This window comes from Burkholderia sp. MSMB1589WGS, assembly GCF_001636105.1.
GTDB classification, from domain to species: domain Bacteria; phylum Pseudomonadota; class Gammaproteobacteria; order Burkholderiales; family Burkholderiaceae; genus Burkholderia; species Burkholderia humptydooensis.
Map to the genome: position 1 here is coordinate 875,056 of NZ_LNJT01000008.1, position 16,827 is coordinate 891,882.

Annotated in this window: 16 protein-coding genes; 3 read left to right on the forward strand and 13 right to left on the reverse strand. The window is 67.3% G+C overall.

All coding sequences use genetic code 11. The annotated features are described in order from the left end of the window. Positions 1-50: 50 nt before the first annotated feature. The 3 genes from WT16_RS21660 to WT16_RS21670 form a co-directional block, all read right to left on the reverse strand. Positions 51-758, reverse strand: coding sequence for an RES family NAD+ phosphorylase (locus WT16_RS21660; protein WP_041862025.1), 708 nt, complete (start codon positions 756-758; stop codon positions 51-53). Beyond that, positions 749-1,168, reverse strand: a complete 420-nt coding sequence (locus WT16_RS21665) for an MbcA/ParS/Xre antitoxin family protein (RefSeq protein WP_006027942.1) — start codon at positions 1,166-1,168, stop codon at positions 749-751. Before WT16_RS21665 ends, WT16_RS21660 begins: the two co-directional genes overlap by 10 nt. Positions 1,169-1,452: 284 nt before the next feature. Then, positions 1,453-2,361, reverse strand: a complete 909-nt coding sequence (locus WT16_RS21670) for a metal-dependent hydrolase (protein WP_063534179.1) — start codon at positions 2,359-2,361, stop codon at positions 1,453-1,455. Positions 2,362-2,690: 329 nt separating this feature from the next. Between WT16_RS21670 and WT16_RS21675 the strand changes: the two genes are divergently transcribed. Together WT16_RS21675 and WT16_RS21680 are read left to right on the forward strand one after the other, a co-directional pair. Further along, entirely contained in the window at positions 2,691-3,032 is a 342-nt protein-coding gene (locus tag WT16_RS21675) for an FKBP-type peptidyl-prolyl cis-trans isomerase (protein ID WP_006027944.1), read from the forward strand. 46 nt (positions 3,033-3,078) lie between these two features. Continuing rightward, positions 3,079-3,867, forward strand: a complete 789-nt coding sequence (locus tag WT16_RS21680) for an AraC family transcriptional regulator (RefSeq protein ID WP_063534180.1) — start codon at positions 3,079-3,081, stop codon at positions 3,865-3,867. Here the strand turns inward: WT16_RS21680 and WT16_RS21685 are convergent. The 10 genes from WT16_RS21685 to WT16_RS21730 are packed head-to-tail and all read right to left on the reverse strand — an operon-like array spanning position 3,837 to position 16,581. Then, complete coding sequence (locus WT16_RS21685) at positions 3,837-5,003, reverse strand: glycosyltransferase family 4 protein (RefSeq protein WP_009915725.1); 1,167 nt, start codon at positions 5,001-5,003, stop codon at positions 3,837-3,839. The two genes, WT16_RS21680 and WT16_RS21685, sit on opposite strands and share 31 nt — an antisense overlap. Continuing rightward, positions 5,003-6,187: a glycosyltransferase family 4 protein gene (locus WT16_RS21690; RefSeq protein ID WP_015603535.1), complete on the reverse strand. Its 1,185-nt coding sequence runs from the start codon at positions 6,185-6,187 to the stop codon at positions 5,003-5,005. Before WT16_RS21690 ends, WT16_RS21685 begins: the two co-directional genes overlap by 1 nt. Further along, positions 6,184-7,659, reverse strand: a complete 1,476-nt coding sequence (locus tag WT16_RS21695) for a hypothetical protein (protein ID WP_063534181.1) — start codon at positions 7,657-7,659, stop codon at positions 6,184-6,186. Before WT16_RS21695 ends, WT16_RS21690 begins: the two co-directional genes overlap by 4 nt. 11 nt (positions 7,660-7,670) lie before the next feature. After that, positions 7,671-8,810, reverse strand: coding sequence for a glycosyltransferase (locus tag WT16_RS21700; RefSeq protein WP_063534182.1), 1,140 nt, complete (start codon positions 8,808-8,810; stop codon positions 7,671-7,673). A gap of 43 nt (positions 8,811-8,853) precedes the next feature. Further along, a complete protein-coding gene (locus WT16_RS21705; RefSeq protein WP_063534183.1) occupies positions 8,854-9,801 on the reverse strand; it encodes a glycosyltransferase family 2 protein in 948 nt (315 codons plus the stop codon). A gap of 31 nt (positions 9,802-9,832) precedes the next feature. Further along, the gene (locus WT16_RS21710) at positions 9,833-12,052 is read right to left on the reverse strand and encodes a polysaccharide biosynthesis tyrosine autokinase (protein WP_063534184.1); all 2,220 of its coding nucleotides are present in this window, start codon (positions 12,050-12,052) and stop codon (positions 9,833-9,835) included. 50 nt (positions 12,053-12,102) lie between these two features. Further along, positions 12,103-13,281: a polysaccharide biosynthesis/export family protein gene (locus WT16_RS21715; RefSeq protein WP_043282921.1), complete on the reverse strand. Its 1,179-nt coding sequence runs from the start codon at positions 13,279-13,281 to the stop codon at positions 12,103-12,105. After that, complete coding sequence (locus tag WT16_RS21720; protein ID WP_059928906.1) at positions 13,275-13,709, reverse strand: low molecular weight protein-tyrosine-phosphatase; 435 nt, start codon at positions 13,707-13,709, stop codon at positions 13,275-13,277. Before WT16_RS21720 ends, WT16_RS21715 begins: the two co-directional genes overlap by 7 nt. A 21-nt stretch (positions 13,710-13,730) precedes the next feature. Beyond that, positions 13,731-15,152, reverse strand: a complete 1,422-nt coding sequence (locus tag WT16_RS21725) for a UDP-glucose/GDP-mannose dehydrogenase family protein (protein ID WP_063534185.1) — start codon at positions 15,150-15,152, stop codon at positions 13,731-13,733. Between the two features lie 46 nt (positions 15,153-15,198). After that, positions 15,199-16,581: an undecaprenyl-phosphate glucose phosphotransferase gene (locus WT16_RS21730; RefSeq protein WP_009915732.1), complete on the reverse strand. Its 1,383-nt coding sequence runs from the start codon at positions 16,579-16,581 to the stop codon at positions 15,199-15,201. Between WT16_RS21730 and WT16_RS34530 the strand changes: the two genes are divergently transcribed. Further along, entirely contained in the window at positions 16,514-16,705 is a 192-nt protein-coding gene (locus WT16_RS34530; protein ID WP_162486726.1) for a hypothetical protein, read from the forward strand. The two genes, WT16_RS21730 and WT16_RS34530, sit on opposite strands and share 68 nt — an antisense overlap. The last annotated feature ends 122 nt before the right edge of the window (positions 16,706-16,827 follow it).

The following is a 16,827-nucleotide window of genomic DNA, read 5'->3' on the forward strand; positions in this document are numbered from 1 at the left end:
AGCCGGCCCTCGACGTCGCGACGCAACCACACCGCATGCCGTGCGCGAGCTCAGCCGACCTGATTCAGCTCGAACACCGCATCGACCGCCGCGCCGTTCCAGTTGTATTCGAGATACGCCGCGTGGCGGCAATCGTGCAGCAACGTCGTCCTGAACGCGGCGAGACATTCGCCGCCCGGGTCCCGCACCGACGGATACGCGACGCCCGCGACGCCCGCGTCGCGCACCGCGCGGCCGAACGCCTGGCCGGCCGAGTAGTCGACGAGATCGAGGAGCGCCGGATCGCGCTCGCGCCACATGCGCACGTCGGCGACCTCGCCCTGCGCGGCCACCGTGTAGAGACGCATCTGCTGGCGCATCGGCGGCTCCTTCGTCGCGGCGAGGAACAGCGACGTGTGATAGCGCGTCTCCGCGATCGCCGTATTGCGCGCGCGGGCGCAATAGAACACGCCATAGCTGCCGTCCGAGAAACGGCTGCCGTTCGGATTCAGGTGCGTGAACGCCGCCATGATCGGCCCGTAACCGGGCCCGAAGCGCCGCTCTTGCGGCGGCACGAGCTCGAGCATGCCGACCTCGGTCCGCACGCGATCGTTGGTCAGCGCCTCGAGTGCGTAGAGCGCGTCGAAATCCTCGGCCGATGCGACGCGGTCGAACAGGTTGATCGCGGGAAAGCGCGTGGGAATCACGCGGTAGGCGGGCGTCCAGTCGAGCGCCGCGGTGGGCCAGTTCGTCTGCCGCTCCGGAGAATTCACGCCCATCCGCCTCGCGCCGCGTCGAGATATTGCCGCACCGCGACGAGATCGCTGACGTTCCCCGCGAGCATCCGGTCGAGCGCGCGCCGGCCGTTGAACGGCGCGGCGTCGTTCGGCCGCTTGACCCACGCATCCGCCGCGGCCGGCTGCGGCAGCAGGATCTGCAGCGCCTTGTAGATGCCGAGCACGAGCGACAGGCGCTCGAGCGTATCGTGCGTGAGGCGCGCGGTTTGCGGCGACGCCTTCCATTTGAAGAACGTCGAACGGCCGGGCGAGCCCAGCAGGACGAGCTGCTCGTCGGTCGACAGATCCCAGTCGCGCGCGATATTGAAGAACGCGCGCAGACCGGCCGCTGACATTTGCTCGACTGTCGCCGCCGGCGGATTCGGAAACGGCTTCAGGGCGGGACGGGACATGGCGGTTAGTCTCGAAATGAATCTACTAACAAGATTAGTCCATTTCGGGATCTTTGCAAGAAAAATGATGGCGGAACCGAATAAGCTGCGGATTGGGGTTTGATGGGGTCTGAGTTGAATGGCCGCTGTCCAGGCCGCGTTGTCCGGGTCGTTGTCGGCCGCTGCACGGCGGCTGCCTGCCTCCGCCCGCACGCCTTCCGTGCTGGTTCTCTATCCGTCTCTCGCGCAATCGCCCCGCCTACGGTCCCACGAATTCGCGGCGACGGCGAATCGCCGGCATTTGCTCACGCCGGCTTGGCGCCGTCGAGGTCGACGGGCGGCAGCGTCTGCGCGGCGCGCGCCTGCGTCGCCTCGACGATGCCGTCGACGCGCGCGAGATGGTGCCGATTGTCGTGGTCCCACGGATGGAAGCCCGGCCGGAAGAAGCTCAGCCACTCGCGCGCGATCCCCGGAAACATTCCCCGCCGCGGACCGTACAACAGGCAGACCACGCGCCAGAGGCCGCGCACGCTCTTGTCCGACGTCCGGTCCCAGCGGATCAGTTGCGAATGGATCAGGAACACGTTCGGCCAGAACGTCATCGTCGTCAGCAAATACACGCCGACGCGAATCAGGTAGCGCTTCGGCCCCGGCTTCATCACCGTGTTCCAGACGTCGAACGACACCGCCTTGTGCTCGGTCTCCTCGAGCGCGTGCCACAGCCACATCTGCCTGTAGCCTTCGTGCGAGCCGGCGAGCGCGGCGGGCTCGGTCAGCAGCCAGTTGGCCAGCATCGCCGTATAGTGCTCGGCCGCAACCGTATGCGCGAGCTGCACCGAATGCGGCAGCACCTTCTTCATCCAGCCCGTCACCTTCCATACGCGCCTGTTGACCGTGCGCGCCGGCAACCGATTCGCCTGCATCAGTTCGTTGTACTCGACGTGCTCGCGCGTGTGCATCGCCTCCTGGCCGATGAAGCCGAGCACCTGTTGCTTCAGCACGGGATCGTCGATCCGGTCGCGATAGTTGCGCACCGAATCCATGAAGAAGCGCTCGCCCGCCGGAAACAGCAGCGACAGCGCGTTGAAGAAGTGCGAGACTTGCGAGCCCTGTCCGTGCCAATTCGTCGCGCGCTCGACCGGCAGATTGAAGCGCAGGTCGCGACGCACGGGCATGACGAACACCGAGTCCGTCGACTTCGCGGGTCGATTCATCCACGTCTCCTCATATCTTCGATTTGCCGGGCCGGCGGCGGCGCGCAAGCCGATCGTATGGTCGCTCGCCCAAACGATTCGCCGTCGATACGCCCGCCCGGGGATCGCGCGCCGAAAACTGCCGCCGACCTTTACATTAATAACTGAAACAATATGGCGAGGAGCCGTGGATAAGCAAGGCGCGAGTTAGTGGCGGTCTTCCAAACGCGCAGGCGCGCGGCAAGCGCCGGGCCGCGAAACCAGCACGAAGCCGGCCCGCCGGGAAATTCGGTCGAGATCCTGCGGCTCCCCTACAATAGCGGATCATTTCGATCCTTCAGGAGCAATTCATGGCAGTCGTCACCACCGAATCGGGCCTCAAATACGAAGACCTGACCGAAGGCGCGGGCGCCGAGGCGCGCGCGGGCCAGACGGTGAGCGTGCACTACACGGGCTGGCTCACCGACGGCCAGAAGTTCGATTCGAGCAGGGACCGCAACGATCCGTTCGCATTCGTGCTCGGCGGCGGCATGGTCATCAAGGGCTGGGACGAAGGCGTGCAAGGGATGAAGGTGGGCGGCGTGCGCCGCCTGACGATCCCGCCGCAGCTCGGCTACGGCTCGCGCGGCGCGGGCGGCGTGATTCCGCCCAACGCGACGCTCGTGTTCGAAGTCGAACTGCTCGGCGTCTGACGCCGGCATCGCCCCGTCGCCAGCGTTCGCCGGCCGTCGCTCGATCATGACCCGCCCCGCTTCGCCCACCCTGTCGCTGCGCCGTTACGGCGTCGTGCAGGAGTCGGACGTGCACGACTTCCATCAGATCGTGCTCGGTGTCGACGGCGCGATGACGATGACGGTCGACGGCGTCGACGAGCGGATCGACTGCCGCTCCGCGTGGCTGATTCCGGCCGGCTCGCGGCACGACTACGCGGGGCTCGCCCACAACAGCCAACTGGTGCTCGACTTGCCGCCCGGCTCGCTCGCGGTGCCCGAGCGGCTGTTCGAGCGCCCCAAGACGATGGCGATCGCCCCGGGCCTCACGATGCTCGTCGGCGAATTCGCGTCGCGACTCGCGCGCGGGCCGCGCGTCGACACCGCATCGGCCCGGCGCCTGCACTGGCAAGCAGCCGCGCGGCTATGCGACGCGCTCGTCGGCGAACTGGGCGGCGCGCCGGCGCAGCCCGCCGTCGGGCTCGACTTCGCGCGCATCGATCGCTGGCTGCGCGCGCATCTCGCTCAGCCGCTGCGCATCGCCGATCTCGCCGCGCATTGCGGATTCGGCATGCGCCGCTTCCATCAGCTCTTCTGCGAAGCGTTCGGCGAGACGCCGCATCGCTATCTGCAGCGGCTGCGGCTCGACGCCGCCGTCGTATTGATGGGGGATCCGAAACGTTCGCTGACCGACATCGCGAGCGAAGTCGGTTTCGCCGATCAGAGCGCATTCACGCACGCGTTCACCAAACGGTTCGGACTCGCGCCCGGCCGGTGGCGCAGCGATCAACCCGCCGCCCGAATCGCCTCCTCGTAGACCTCCGCGACACGGCGCGCAATCACTGTGTTGTCGAAATGCGCGCGCGCGTATTGCCGGCATGCGTCCGCATCCGGCAGCACGAGCGAGCCGGACAGCGCGGCCGTCAACCCGTCCGCGATCGCGGCCGCGCCGATCTCCGGCAGCACGAGCGCCTCGGACAGGCCCGCGACCGCCTCCGGCAGCCCGCCGACGGGTGTCACGAGCACCGGCGTGCCGGACGCGAGCGACTCGACGGTGATGAGCCCGAAGCCTTCGAGCGCGACGGTCGGCACGACGCTCAGCGTCGCCGCGCGGTACAGCGCGGCCAGATGATGGTCGGGCACGAAGCCGAGCAGCTTCACGTTGTCGCCGAGCTCGGCATCGTCGATCCGTTCCTGCAATTCGCCTTCGAGCCGCCCCTTGCCGGCAATCAGCAGCAGTACGTCCGGATGCCGACGGCGCACGGTCTTCACCGCGTCGATCAGATCCTCGAGCCCCATGCGCCGCACGAGCCGCCGTACCGCGAGCACGATCGGCCGGTCCTGCGGCAGTTGCAGCTTGCGACGCGCGTCGGCGGACGTCATCGGCAGATCGAATTGCGTGGTGTCGACGCAACCGGGCACGACGCGCACGCGCGCCGGATCGACGTTGTAGCGCGACGTGAGAATCTGCCCGAACGCGCGCGACAGCACGATGAGCCGCGACGAGCGCGCGTAGACCGCCTGCTCGAGCCGGTGCTTGACCTTCTGCCCGATCGAATCCGCGCCCTCGACGTGGCTCTCGTCAGCCCACGGGCCCTGGAAATGCGACACCTGCGGGATGCCGCGCGTCACGTCGAGCCCGGGGAACGTGTACAGCGCGAAATGCGACGACACGACATCGGGCCGCTCGATGCGGACCACGTCGCGCAGCGCGTGACGCGCGGCGATCATCCGGCGCGGCAGCGACGACGTCGCCGGTCCGAAGCCGCGGATCGCGCCGCCCGTATCGGCCGCGACGCGCTCGGAGCCCGCGACGACGCCGCGCACCGCGACACCCGCGCCCGGCAATGCGCCGACGAGCGAGTAGTACATGCGATCGAGCCCGCCCGCCCGCTCGGGAAACCAGTGCATGCCGATTTGCAGCGACTTGATCGACGTTCCGGTGTGCTTCATCACGATGGCTCCTGCGTCACGACATGCTCGGCGCCGGCGAGCGACGGCGACTGCGACGACTGGCGCAGCCGCCGATACAGCGCGATGTACTGCGCGCCCATGCGCGCCCAGCCGAATCCCTCCATCAGCCTGCGCGCCGCGTCGCCCATCGCGCGGCACGCGTCGCGCGAGCGCGCGAGGCGTTCGATCGCGTGCGCGAGCGCGGCCGGATCGTCCGGATCGTCGAGCACGATCCCGCACTCCGGCGTGATGATCTCCGCGCCGCCCGCAGTGCGCGCGGTCACGACAGGCAGCCCCGCCGCCATCGCCTCGAGCAGCGACAGGCTCATCGCTTCGTAGCGCGAAGGAAACACGTACGCGTCGACCGACGACATCAGCGTCGGCATGTTCTTCACAAGCCCGAGGAAATGCACGCGCGAATCGATCTTCAGCGCGCGCGCCTCGCCCGGATACGGACTGCCGGGCAAATAGCCCGCGACCGCGAGATGCACGCTCGACGGCAGATGCGCGAGCGCTTTCAGCACGGTGCCGAGATTCTTGCGCGGCGTGCGCAGATCGCCGACGAACAGCAGCATGAACGGCTCGGCCGGCAGGCCGAACGCGCTGCGATCAGGCGCCGCGTTCGCGAACGCCTGCGCGTCGACGCCGTTGTAGATGACGCCGATCCGCTCGCCGTCGATACCGATCTGCCGGATCTCGTCGGCGACCTTCTGCGACACGGCCGTGATCGCGCGCGCGCGCCGGTACGCCCAGCGTTCGAGCAGCGTGTTGGCGCGCGTATAGACGTACTGATACGCGGACCACATCCCCTTCGACAGGCCGAACGGGTAGTAGCGGCTCGCGAACCAGCCGCTATGGACGAAGTGGGCGGTGTTCACGTCGGCGCGCACCCACGAGATGAAGCCGTTGACGTGCAGCACGTCGTATGCGTCGCGATGACGGCGCAGCCACCATGCGCTCTTGATCGCGAACACCTGCTGCTTGACGAGGTTCGACGGCCAGAAGCGGCCCGCCTTCACGGCGATCCAGCGCACGCGCGCATCCGCGAGCAACTCGGGCGCGACGTGCGACGCGACGAGCGTCACCTGGTAGTTTTCCGCGAGCGCCGCTCGCGCGATCTCGTAATTGACGCGTCCCTGGCCGTCGTTATGGCGCACGACGTGCGTGACGATGGCGATTCTCACTGGTCGGCTCCCGGAAAACGCGCGGCGCTCACGCGTTGCAGCTTTTGCCAATGCGCCGCGGACAAGATCGAAAATATGCTCATGAACAGCAACAGCCCTCCCGTGCCGATGAACGAATTGGTAAAGACGAGCATCGCGAAGACAGACAAACTGAGACTCAGGCACGCGGCGGCGAACTTGTCGCGCCGCAGCCGCAACGATGCGCGCAGCGCGCGGCCGAGCAGCCAGACGAGCCCGAGCAGATAGAGCAGCGTGCCGGGCCAGCCGAGCACGAACGGCACGTTCATCACGCCGCTGTCGAAGCTGCCGTACTTGCCGAGGCTGCCGCCGTCGCTCGACAGCTTCGTCGACGCGCCGGTCGCGCCGAGGCCCTCGCCCGCGACGTCGGTAAACGCAGTCTGCGCGAACGTCGCGTAGAACTTGTTGCGGTCGTCGTAGCTGCGGTCGTCCTTCAGGTTCGTGATCGACTGCAGGCGCTGGCCGAGACGGTCCGCCACCGGCCCGACGGTCAGGAGCGGCACGCACAGCGCGGCCAGCACGACCGCGCTGCCGATGATCCGCACGCGCACGCGATTGCTCGATTTCGCGAGCTGGATCGCGAGCGCGATCACCCAGCCGCCCCACGTCGAGCGCACGAGACACAGGCAGAACGAAATGAAGCCCGCGGCGCCCGCGATCCAGCGCACGCGCTCCGTCGCGGCGATCATGAACACGAGCGCGCCCATCATCGCGAACGCGAACGGCCCCGACGAATTCATCGTGCTGAACACGCGCACGCCGTACGGCACCGGATCGCCCTGCGAATTCATCTGCGAGCCGATCATCCACAGCGCATCCCATTTCGGCATCGCGAAGAACTGCACGATTCCATAGACGCCCATCACGAGCATCCCCCAGACGAACGTCGACAGGATCACCTTCCGGTACTCGGGGTAGTCCCGCGAATGAACGGCGATGTGAAAGCCGATCAGCACCGGGTAGAGCCAGTTCGCGAGGTCGTAGGTGGCGGCGAGCGGCCCGCTCGACACGACGCCGACGAGAAACGCGTATATCAGGCCGAACAGGATCAACAGCACCGGCAGCCCGCGTCGCTCGGCGAGCACGCGGTAGTGGCGCAGCAAGCCGAGCCCCGCGATCATCGTGACCGCGAGCGGCGCGATCTGGATCAGGCTCGTCGGCGTATAGGCGCCCTTCGACCAGTCGGCGAGGCGGCGCACCTCCGGGCTCAGGAACCACATCCACCACATGAAGCCGACATAGCGCGCCGGGCTCATGAAATACAGCCACAAGCCGGCCGCGACCGCGAGACATGGAAAGCCGTACGTCAGCAGCGTGCCCTGATGCGCGGCGATCAGCAGCGCCGTGACGGTCCACAAGCCTGCCTGCGCGACCCAATGCTTCGGATCGCTCAGCAGTTTGCTGCGGCGCGCGCCGCCGCCGGATGCGGGAACGGGCAGGGTCGTCGCGCTCATCGCAGCCGTCCTCAACCGTTCGAGTGCGAACGCGAATCGGCGAACGACAGCGCCGCCTCGGCCGCCTGTTGCGCGCGGCGGCGCGTGAGCAGATCGCGCGTGATCCGCGCGTGCTGCGCGGCGAACTGCTGCGTCGTCAGATCGCGTTCCCGCAACCGGCGCGCGGCCGCCTGCGCGCGCGCGAGCGCCTGGTCGGGCCGCGCGGCGAGCGCGTCGGCCGCGCGCCGCAGCGCGGGCGCGTCGAACGGCTGCACGTAGGTCGCGGTGCCGTGCGGGAAATAGTCGCGCAGCCCGCCGACGTCGGTGACGATCATCGGCTTGCCGACGGCCGCCGCCTCGAGCATCACCGTGATGCCCGACGCGTGATGGTTCGGCCGCAGCGGCACGACGATCAGATCCGCCCAGTCGTACAGCTCGCGCTGCTTGACGATGCCCGACGCGGGCGCGATCTCGACGTTCGGCGCATGCAGCGCGCGCGGAATCCGGCGGCGCGTCGCGAGCCGCACGTCGTAGCGCGAATCGCCGCCGAACGCGGCGACGAACGTCTTCCAGTCGCGATCGCGATCGTTGCCGATCGCGGCGATGCGCAGCGGCCGGTGCGGCGACCAGGCATCCGGCGCGCCAATCGGGAAATCCTGCGTGTTCAGCCCGTAGTACACCTGCAATGCATCGCGCCGCAGGTAGCGGCGGCACAGCTCGGCGTTGTTGCGCGCGAGCGTCGTCAGCACGTCCGCGCGGCCGATCAGCTTCCGGTACGCCCAGCGGCGCACGAAGCCATAGCCGGGCCATTTGTCGAGCAGCCAGACGCTTTGCGCGAGCAGCAGCGGCCTCGCGCCGCGCGCGCCGGACAGCTTCAGCACGAACGCGGCCGCAAGATGCTCCTGCTCGGTGTGCGTCCAGATCACGTCGGATTCCAGCAGCTCGGCGCGGTTGCGCCATGCATGCATCAGATCGAAGCCGAGCGCGTACTTCAGCGCGCGGCGGCCGATGCCGACGAGCCGACCCTCGCGCGCGTCGCGCGAATACGTCAATGCGAACTCTTCGGACTCCGCATGGTGATAGCCGTACAGGCAGCCGATATCGTCGCCCTTGCGATAGGTACGCGGATCGGCGCCGTAAAACAGATGAACGTGAACCTTCGTGACGGTCATGCGAAAACTCCAGCCCGAATCGATTGAATCTGCAACGTGTCGCTCATTGCGCAACGCCGGCGTGAGGCGCGGGCGCCATGCGTCGCGCGTCGTGCGCGCCTTGCCGCACCGCGCGCCAGCGCGCGCGCATGCTCGCGCCGTTCTTCGCCGCGGCGGTCAGCACGACGTGCACGAGCCCCGGATACGCACGGGTGCCGACGAACGTCCACCACCACCATGCGATCTCGCGCCGCATGGGCGGCAGATGCTCGCGCAACGTCAGATGCAGGTTGTACGCGGCGTTCGACAGCGCGGCCATCGACGCGGCGTCGCGGCGGTCGTCGTCGAAGCGCTCGGCCGGGTAATGGTCGACCGCGACGGCCGGGTCGTAGACGAGCTTCCAGCCCGCGCGCTTCACGCCCATGCTGAACGACGTGTCGTTGTGCGTCTGCGCGCCCGCGCCGCGAAGGCGCGTGTCGAAGCGCAGGCCCTCGATCGCCGCGCGGCGGTAGCTCATGTTCGCGCCTTTCAGCGTATCGACTTCGCGCGCGCCGCCGACGCCGAGATGATGATTGCCGATGATCTTGCCCGACATCGTGAGCCTGCCGACGAGCGACTGCTCGCCGTCGAGCAGCCGGCCTTTCTCGTGCACCCAGTCGCGGCCGCCCACGGCGCCGACGCGCGGATCGGCCGCGAAAATCGTGCCGATCCGCTCGATCCAGTCGGCGCGCGGCGCGGCGTCGTCGTCGGTAATCGCTACCACGTCGCCGCGCGCGGCGTCGAGCCCGCGGTTGAGCGCAGCCACCTGTCCCGGCACGTCGACCGTCACGATCCGCAGCGCGAGCGCGCCGCATACGCCCGGATCGGCGAGCCGCTCGTGCGTCGCGTCGTCGTCGGGGCGCGCGACGACGATCACCTCGTCGGGCGCGACGCGCTGCCGCTGCAGCGCGACCAGACAGCGCGCGAGATCCGCGGGACGCCGGTAGGTCGGCACGAGTACGGAAATTTTCATCGTCACCTCGTCGATCGAAGAAGAGCCCGCGTCATGCGTTCAGATATTCGTGCACGGCCGCATAGCCGCGGCCGTAGCCGCGCGTGCGCGCCGGCACGCCGTTGAAGATCCCGCCTTGCAACTGCACGCCCGCGGTGCGCAACCGCTTGATCGCATCGCCGATCTCGCCCTCGGTGTGCATGCCCGAGCGCAGCACGAGGAACGTCGAGCCGGCGAGCTCGCCGAAGATCGTCGCATCGGTGACGGCGAGAATCGGCGGCGAATCGACGATCACCATGTCGTAGCGCTTCGCGAGGCCGTCGAGGTATTGCGACAGACGCGGCGACATCAGCAGCTCCGACGGATTCGGCGGGCGCGCGCCCGACGGAATGAACGACAGCCCCGGCACCGACGTTTCGCGAATCGCCTCTTCGAGCGCGACCTGGTCGCTCAGCAGCTCCGACAGGCCGCTTCTCCCACCCGTTCCGAAATGGCGGTCGAGCGTGCCGCGCCGCATGTCCGCGTCGATCAGCAGCACACGCTTGCCCGAATGCGCGACGAGCGCGGCGAGATTGATCGCGAGAAAGCTCTTGCCGATGCCGGGCGTCGGGCCCGTCAGCACGATCACGCGGTTCCTCGCGTCCATCAGCGCGAACTGCATCGCGGTGCGCAGGCTGCGCAGGCTCTCGACGCTCAGATCCTTCGGCCGCGCGCACGCGAGAATCGGCCGCACGCGGTTGCCCTTGTCCGCGGCATCGAATCGCGTCTGCTCCGCGCTCATCGGCACGAGGCCGTACAGCGGCAGGTTGAACGCGCGCTCGACGCGATCCGGGTCCTCGATCCCATGAAACAGGTTGCGGCGCAGGAACACGACGCTCGTGCCGAGAATCAGGCCGAGCAGCGTCGCCGCCGACAGGATCAGCACCTTCTTCGGCTTGACCGGCACGCCCGGGCGCAGCGCCGCATCGACGAGGCGGATGCTGCCGCCCGTGCCGGCCTTCTGCACCGATAGCTCCTGCACGCGGTTGAGCAGCAGCACGTAGATGTCTTCCGCGACCTTCGCGTTGCGCTGCAGCGCGACCGCCTTCACTTCGGTCGCCGGCAGCCCGCGGAACTTGCCGTCGTACTTCGCGCGCTCCGCCTCGAGTTGTCCGAGCTGCTGCTTCGCCGCGACGACGAGCGGATGCTCGTCCGTGTAGCGCTGCGCGAGCGCCGCGAGCTGCAGCCGCTGCGCGGCGATCTGCTGCTCGTACTGGACGCTGCCTTCGAGATAGACCTTCGCTTCGTCGCTCGCGTTGATCGAGCCCGACGTGCGCTGATACTGGGTGAGCTCCGCCTCCGCGCGCTCGAGGTCCGATTTCAGGCGCGGCTCTTCGTTCTTCAGGAACTCGAGCATCTTCGTCGCTTCGGCCTGCTTGCTCGTCACGTGCTGATGCAGATACGACTGCGCGAGCGCGTTCGCGATCTGCGCGGTCTGTTCGGGGTCCTTGCCTTCGAGCGAGATCTGGATCACGCCCGTCTGCTTGCCCTGCTCCGTCACCTGGATCGCAGACTGGAACGCGGTGATCGCATCGAGATCGTTCTGCCGGATCACCGTGAACCGCGTGCCCGGCCGCGCGACGAGCTTCGACACGCTGATCGTCACGCCGCCGCCCTGCTCGCTCTCGCCGACCTTGCCGCGCACGAGCAGGGCGCCGTCCGGATCGGCGAGCGTGTAGGCACCGTCCGCGCCGGCCGTGAGCGTCAGCTTCTTGCCTTCGAGCGCGGGCGTCACGTCGATCGAATCGACGTTCGCCTCCTCGCCGCCCCACGCGTACGAGGACAGCCCGAGCCACGGCTTGGCCGGATGGCCCGGCGTCGCGAGCCGCGCCGCGATCGCGCCGAGAATCGGGAACGTGTTCGGGCTCACCGACGAGTTCAGCTTGAACTGCTCGACAACCGGCGCGACGACGCCGCGGCTCTTGATGATCTCGATTTCGGCATCGGTGGGCGGCGTCGGCGGCCCGCTGTTGATCATCGCGCCCGTCTGCGTCTGCGTGAGCGCTTGCGACGTGTTGTCGCTCGCCTCGACCCGCACCTGCGCATCGGCCGAATAGATCGGCTTCGCGACGTAGCAGTAGAGCCCGGCGAGCGCGATCACGACCAACGCGATGCCGAGGAGCAGCCAGATATCGTCGAGAATCACCTGGATCATCTGACCCAGGACGACGTCTTCCTCGTCGGTCTTCACCGCGAGGTCGGCATAAGGATGTTTCGCTTGCGTATTCACCATGCATTCCCGCTTGAGGTTGAGGCGGGCCGCGCGCGACGGCCCGGGACCGATCAGCGCGTGATCTGCTTCATGTAGTAAATCGACTGGATCGTCGGGAAAATCTGCTGCAGCAGGCGGTTGAAGCGCACCGATCCCGCCGTGCCGACGTACACGACGTCGAGCGGCTTCAGCCGGAAGCGGCTCGACAGCATCAGCGCGTCGGGCTGCGTCATGTCGAGGCGGAAGATGTCGGGCGTGTTCGGCTTGTCCTGCAGATCGCGCAGCACGTACACCTGGCGCGGATTCGCATCGGTGTCGAGGATGCCGCCGCCCGCCGTGAGCGCGTCGGCGATCGAGAGGCGCCCCTTGAGCATCGGCACCGTCGCGGGCGTCTTCACCTCGCCCATCACGAACACGCGGCTGTCGCCGCGGTCCGGCACGTTGACGATGTCGCCCGGCTGCAGCATCACGTTCTGCGAAACATCGCCGCGATCGAGCATGCCGTTCGCGTCGAGCTGGTAGAACTTGCCTTCGCGCGTCAAGCGCACGCGCTGCAGATCGGCCTCGTTCGTCGAGCCGCCCGAGCGCGTGATCGCATCGACGAGCGTGAGCGGCACGTCGGTGATCGCGAGCGGGCCGGGCGTCTTCACTTCGCCCGTCACCTGCACTTTCTGGCTGCGATACGACAGCACGCGCACGTCGACCTGCGGATTCTTCACGTAGCGCGCAAGCCGCGCCGCAAGCTCGTCGCGCACCTGGCCGACCGTCTTGCCCGCCGCACGCAGGCGGCCGACGAACGGAAAATAGATTGTGCCGTCGGACATCACCGTCTGCCCGTACGGATCGGCCTGGCCGGGCAGCGCGTTCGCATACGGCTGCTGCAGCGCGCCCGCGACCGTCTGCGTCGTGTTGCCGCCGCTCGAGAACGACTGGCCCTGCGGCGTCGTGAGCTCCGGGTGATCCCAGACGGTCACGCCGAGAATGTCCTGCGGCGCGATCCGGTACACGTACTGCGTCGGATCGACGAAGCGCGCGGGCGGCAGCGGCTGCTGCTCCTTGCGCTGCGCGTCGGCCTGCGATGCGACCAGTTGCGCGGTGATGAGCTGCACGTTGTAATGCTCGGCAGACTGCGCATCCTTGTCGTCGAGACGCGACGTGTCGAGGTAGTTGCCGGGCGCCGTCGCGCACGCCTGCAACAGCGTGGCGGCCGCGACGGCGAGCATCAGGGGTCTAAGCGAACGATTCAGCATATCTTTTGCAACCATCCTTGAACGAGACGTTCGATCAATGTGTAGCTCTCCCGATAATCGGCCTCGGGACCGCCGTACGGATCGGCGATCTCCGCGCCCTCCCATTTGCCGAGCAAATGCACCTTGCCGCGCGCGAACGGATCGATCGTCTCGACCTCGGCGATTTGCCGGCGCTCGGTGACGAGCACGAGATCCGCGGCGCGCACGAGCGCGCGGCTCAGCCGCTGCGAACGATGCGGCGCCGCGTCGACGCCGCGCTCGGCGAGCAGGCGCGACATCGTCGGATCGATGCCGTCGCCGTCGTTCGCGGCGATGCCCGCCGAGTGGAACGAAAGCGGCTTGCGCAGCGCCATCGACCTGAACAGCAGCTCCGCGGCCGGACTTCGGCACACGTTCGCGCGGCATACGATCAGAATGTTACGAAACATGCTCGAACCCGTGCCGATCGCTCACGCGCCCGCGCGCGCTGCGCGCGCATCGTTCCGGTCGCCCGACGCCGCGCGCTGCGCGGTGCCGGGCCGCCCGATCGGGTAGTACTCGATGCCGAGCTCGCGCATCGCGATCGGCTCGTACAGATTGCGTCCGTCGAAAATCACGGGCGTCTTCCAGCGCTTGCCGAGCGCGACGAAATCCGGACTCTTGAACGCCTTCCATTCGGTGACGATCACGAGCGCGTCCGCGTCCTGCGCGACCTGCGCTTCGTCCTCGGCGAATGCGAGTCGCCCGAGCACGTGCTCGCGGTCGCCCAGATCGAGCGCGAGCACGCGCTGCGCCTCGGCCTGCGCGACCGGATCGTAGGCAACAACGTGCGCGCCGCGCGACAGCAGCTCCGCGATCAGCGCGCGGCTCGGCGCCTCGCGCATGTCGTCGGTGTTCGGCTTGAACGCGAGGCCCCACACGCCGAAGCGGCGGCCCGTCAGATCCTCGCCGAAGCGCGCGACGACCTTCCGCGCGAGCACGTGCTTCTGCTCGTCGTTGACGGCGGACACCGCCTGCAGCACGCGCAGCGCCTGCCCGTGCTCGGCCGCCGTGCGGATCAACGCTTCGACGTCCTTCGGAAAGCACGAGCCGCCGTAGCCGCAGCCCGCGTACAGGAAGTGATAGCCGATGCGCGGATCGGAGCCGATCCCGCGCCGCACCGCTTCGATGTCAGCGCCGAAGCGGTCCGCGAGATTCGCGAGCTCGTTCATGAACGAGATGCGCGTCGCGAGCATCGCGTTCGCCGCATACTTCGTGAACTCGGCCGAGCGCACGTCCATGTAGAGCGTGCGCTCGTGATTGCGATTGAACGGCGCGTAGAGCTTCTTCATCAGCTCGCGCGCGCGCTCGCCGGGCACGTCGTCGTCGCAGCCGATCACGATCCGGTCCGGCCGCGTGAAATCCTCGATCGCCGCGCCCTCCTTCAGGAACTCCGGATTCGACACGATCGAAAACATCGAGTCGTCGCCGCGCGCCTTCAGCTCGTCAGCGACGGCCGCGCGCACGCGCTCGGCCGTGCCGACGGGCACCGTCGACTTGTCGACGATCACCTTGAAGCCCTTCATGTAGCGACCGATGTTGCGCGCCGCGGCGAGCACGTACTGCAGGTCCGCGGAGCCGTCCTCGTCGGGCGGCGTGCCGACCGCGATGAACTGCACGTCGCCGTGCGCGACGGCCGCTTCGACATCGGTCGAGAACTGCAGGCGGCCCGCCGAGCGGTTGCGCGCGATGATCTCCTTGAGGCCCGGCTCGTGAATCGGCACGCCGCCGCCGTTCAGGATGTCGATCTTTTTCCGATCGACGTCGAGACAGAACACGTCGTGGCCGATGTCGGCGAGACATGCGCCCGTGACGAGCCCTACATAACCGCTGCCGATAATAGTCAGATTCATCTGTCGAACCTCTTTACCCAGTGAGTCGTAAAACGCGTTGCCGCGCTCAGTACGCGTTGCTGCCGGTGAAGCCTTTCCACAGCGTCAGCGCGACGATCTTGATGTCGAGCCAGAACGACCAGTTCTGCATGTAGTACAGATCGAGCTTCACGCGGCCCATCATCTTCTCGATGCGGTCGGTCTCGCCGCGAAAGCCGTTGATTTGCGCCCAGCCGGTGATGCCCGGCTTGATCCGGTAGCGGAACATGTAGCCCTTGACGAGATCCTTGTAGATGTCGTCGTGCTCGAGCGCGTGCGGACGCGGGCCGACCACCGACATCTCGCCCTTGAGCACGTTGATGAACTGCGGCAGCTCGTCGAGGCTCGTGCGGCGCAGAAAGCGGCCGAAGGGCGTCACGCGCGAATCGTTCTTCTTCGCCTGCGTGACCTTTCCCGCCGCCTCCTGATGCATCTTCATCGAGCGGAACTTGTAGATCTCGAACTCGTTGCCGTCGATGCCCTTGCGCTTCTGCCGGAAGAACACCGGGCCGGGCGACGTGAGCTTCACGAGCATCGCGATCACGAGCATCGCGGGCGACAGCATCATGAGCGCGCCGAGCGCGAACAGCCGGTCGAACACGAACTTCGGCAGGATCCGCACGTCGGTGATCGGCGAAGCGGCGAGATTGATCGCGGGCACGCCGAGCAGCTCGATGACTTCCTGATTGAAGAACGACAGGCTGCGTACGTCCGGCACGAAACGAATGTTGACGAAATCGTTTCGGAACTCGGTGACGATCCGATGAATCTGCGGCTCTTCGGACAGCGGCAGCACGAGCCACAGTTCGCCGATCTCGCGGCCGCGCACGCGGCGCACGAGGTCTGCGAAGCGGCGCTCGATCGCGATGCCGTCGGCGCCCGCCATCGACGCGTCGCCATGCTCGTCGTAGATGCACACCGGATTGAAGCCCGCATCCGGACGCGCCCGCATGTGGGCGACAAGACGCTTCGTCGCGCCGGCCTGCGCGCTGCCGACGATCGCAACCGACTTGTGGTTGTAGCCGCCGCGCCGCAGTTGCCGCAGCACCGCGTACACGCAGGCCTTCGAAGCGACGAGCAGCGTGATCGCCGCCATCGCCCAGTAGCCGAGCCACAAGCGCGACAGTTCGCCCGCATGGTGAACGCTGAAGCTCATCAGGATGCCCGCGCCCTCGACGACGAGCCATGCGACCGACACGCGCCACATGAGCCCGAACACCGGCTTGCCGCGCCACGACTGATAAATGCCGAACGCCGGAAAGAACACGACGACGAGCATGCAGTCGAACACGACGACCGTGCGTTGCAGTTCGTCGAGCCACACGAAGCCGCCGCGATGGATCATGGCGGCGATCATTGCACCCGCCACTGCCATCGCGATATCGATCATCCTGGCCAGCACGCTCAACATGGTTATTCCTCGTGAGACGGAAACCGGCCGCACCCATCCCGTCGACGTGCATCCGATTCAAACATTGCATGCCGTTATTGAACCGGGAAGAAAATTCCTCCCGCAAGCGCACAAGTATTTCTAAAAATAATCGGAAATTTTTTCGTCGACATGCCGATTTTCGGCCAGCATGTTTTTCCGAATCAATCGTCCCGATAGACAACCAGAAGATATGAAAATCGGCCCGATCGCCTTTGCCGGAGCGGC

What these genes read in the sequence shown, in the direction of transcription:
- WT16_RS21660 (WP_041862025.1), bottom strand. Translation starts at nt 758, where the DNA reads ATGGGCGTGAATTCTCCGGAGCGGCAGACGAACTGGCCCACCGCGGCG.
- WT16_RS21665 (WP_006027942.1), bottom strand. Translation starts at nt 1,168, where the DNA reads ATGTCCCGTCCCGCCCTGAAGCCGTTTCCGAATCCGCCGGCGGCGACA.
- WT16_RS21670 (WP_063534179.1), bottom strand. Translation starts at nt 2,361, where the DNA reads ATGAATCGACCCGCGAAGTCGACGGACTCGGTGTTCGTCATGCCCGTG.
- WT16_RS21675 (WP_006027944.1), top strand. Translation starts at nt 2,691, where the DNA reads ATGGCAGTCGTCACCACCGAATCGGGCCTCAAATACGAAGACCTGACC.
- WT16_RS21680 (WP_063534180.1), top strand. Translation starts at nt 3,079, where the DNA reads ATGACCCGCCCCGCTTCGCCCACCCTGTCGCTGCGCCGTTACGGCGTC.
- WT16_RS21685 (WP_009915725.1), bottom strand. Translation starts at nt 5,003, where the DNA reads ATGAAGCACACCGGAACGTCGATCAAGTCGCTGCAAATCGGCATGCAC.
- WT16_RS21695 (WP_063534181.1), bottom strand. Translation starts at nt 7,659, where the DNA reads ATGAGCGCGACGACCCTGCCCGTTCCCGCATCCGGCGGCGGCGCGCGC.
- WT16_RS21700 (WP_063534182.1), bottom strand. Translation starts at nt 8,810, where the DNA reads ATGACCGTCACGAAGGTTCACGTTCATCTGTTTTACGGCGCCGATCCG.
- WT16_RS21705 (WP_063534183.1), bottom strand. Translation starts at nt 9,801, where the DNA reads ATGAAAATTTCCGTACTCGTGCCGACCTACCGGCGTCCCGCGGATCTC.
- WT16_RS21710 (WP_063534184.1), bottom strand. Translation starts at nt 12,052, where the DNA reads ATGGTGAATACGCAAGCGAAACATCCTTATGCCGACCTCGCGGTGAAG.
- WT16_RS21715 (WP_043282921.1), bottom strand. Translation starts at nt 13,281, where the DNA reads ATGCTGAATCGTTCGCTTAGACCCCTGATGCTCGCCGTCGCGGCCGCC.
- WT16_RS21720 (WP_059928906.1), bottom strand. Translation starts at nt 13,709, where the DNA reads ATGTTTCGTAACATTCTGATCGTATGCCGCGCGAACGTGTGCCGAAGT.
- WT16_RS21725 (WP_063534185.1), bottom strand. Translation starts at nt 15,152, where the DNA reads ATGAATCTGACTATTATCGGCAGCGGTTATGTAGGGCTCGTCACGGGC.
- WT16_RS34530 (WP_162486726.1), top strand. Translation starts at nt 16,514, where the DNA reads ATGGCGGCGATCATTGCACCCGCCACTGCCATCGCGATATCGATCATC.
- WT16_RS21730 (WP_009915732.1), bottom strand. Translation starts at nt 16,581, where the DNA reads ATGTTGAGCGTGCTGGCCAGGATGATCGATATCGCGATGGCAGTGGCG.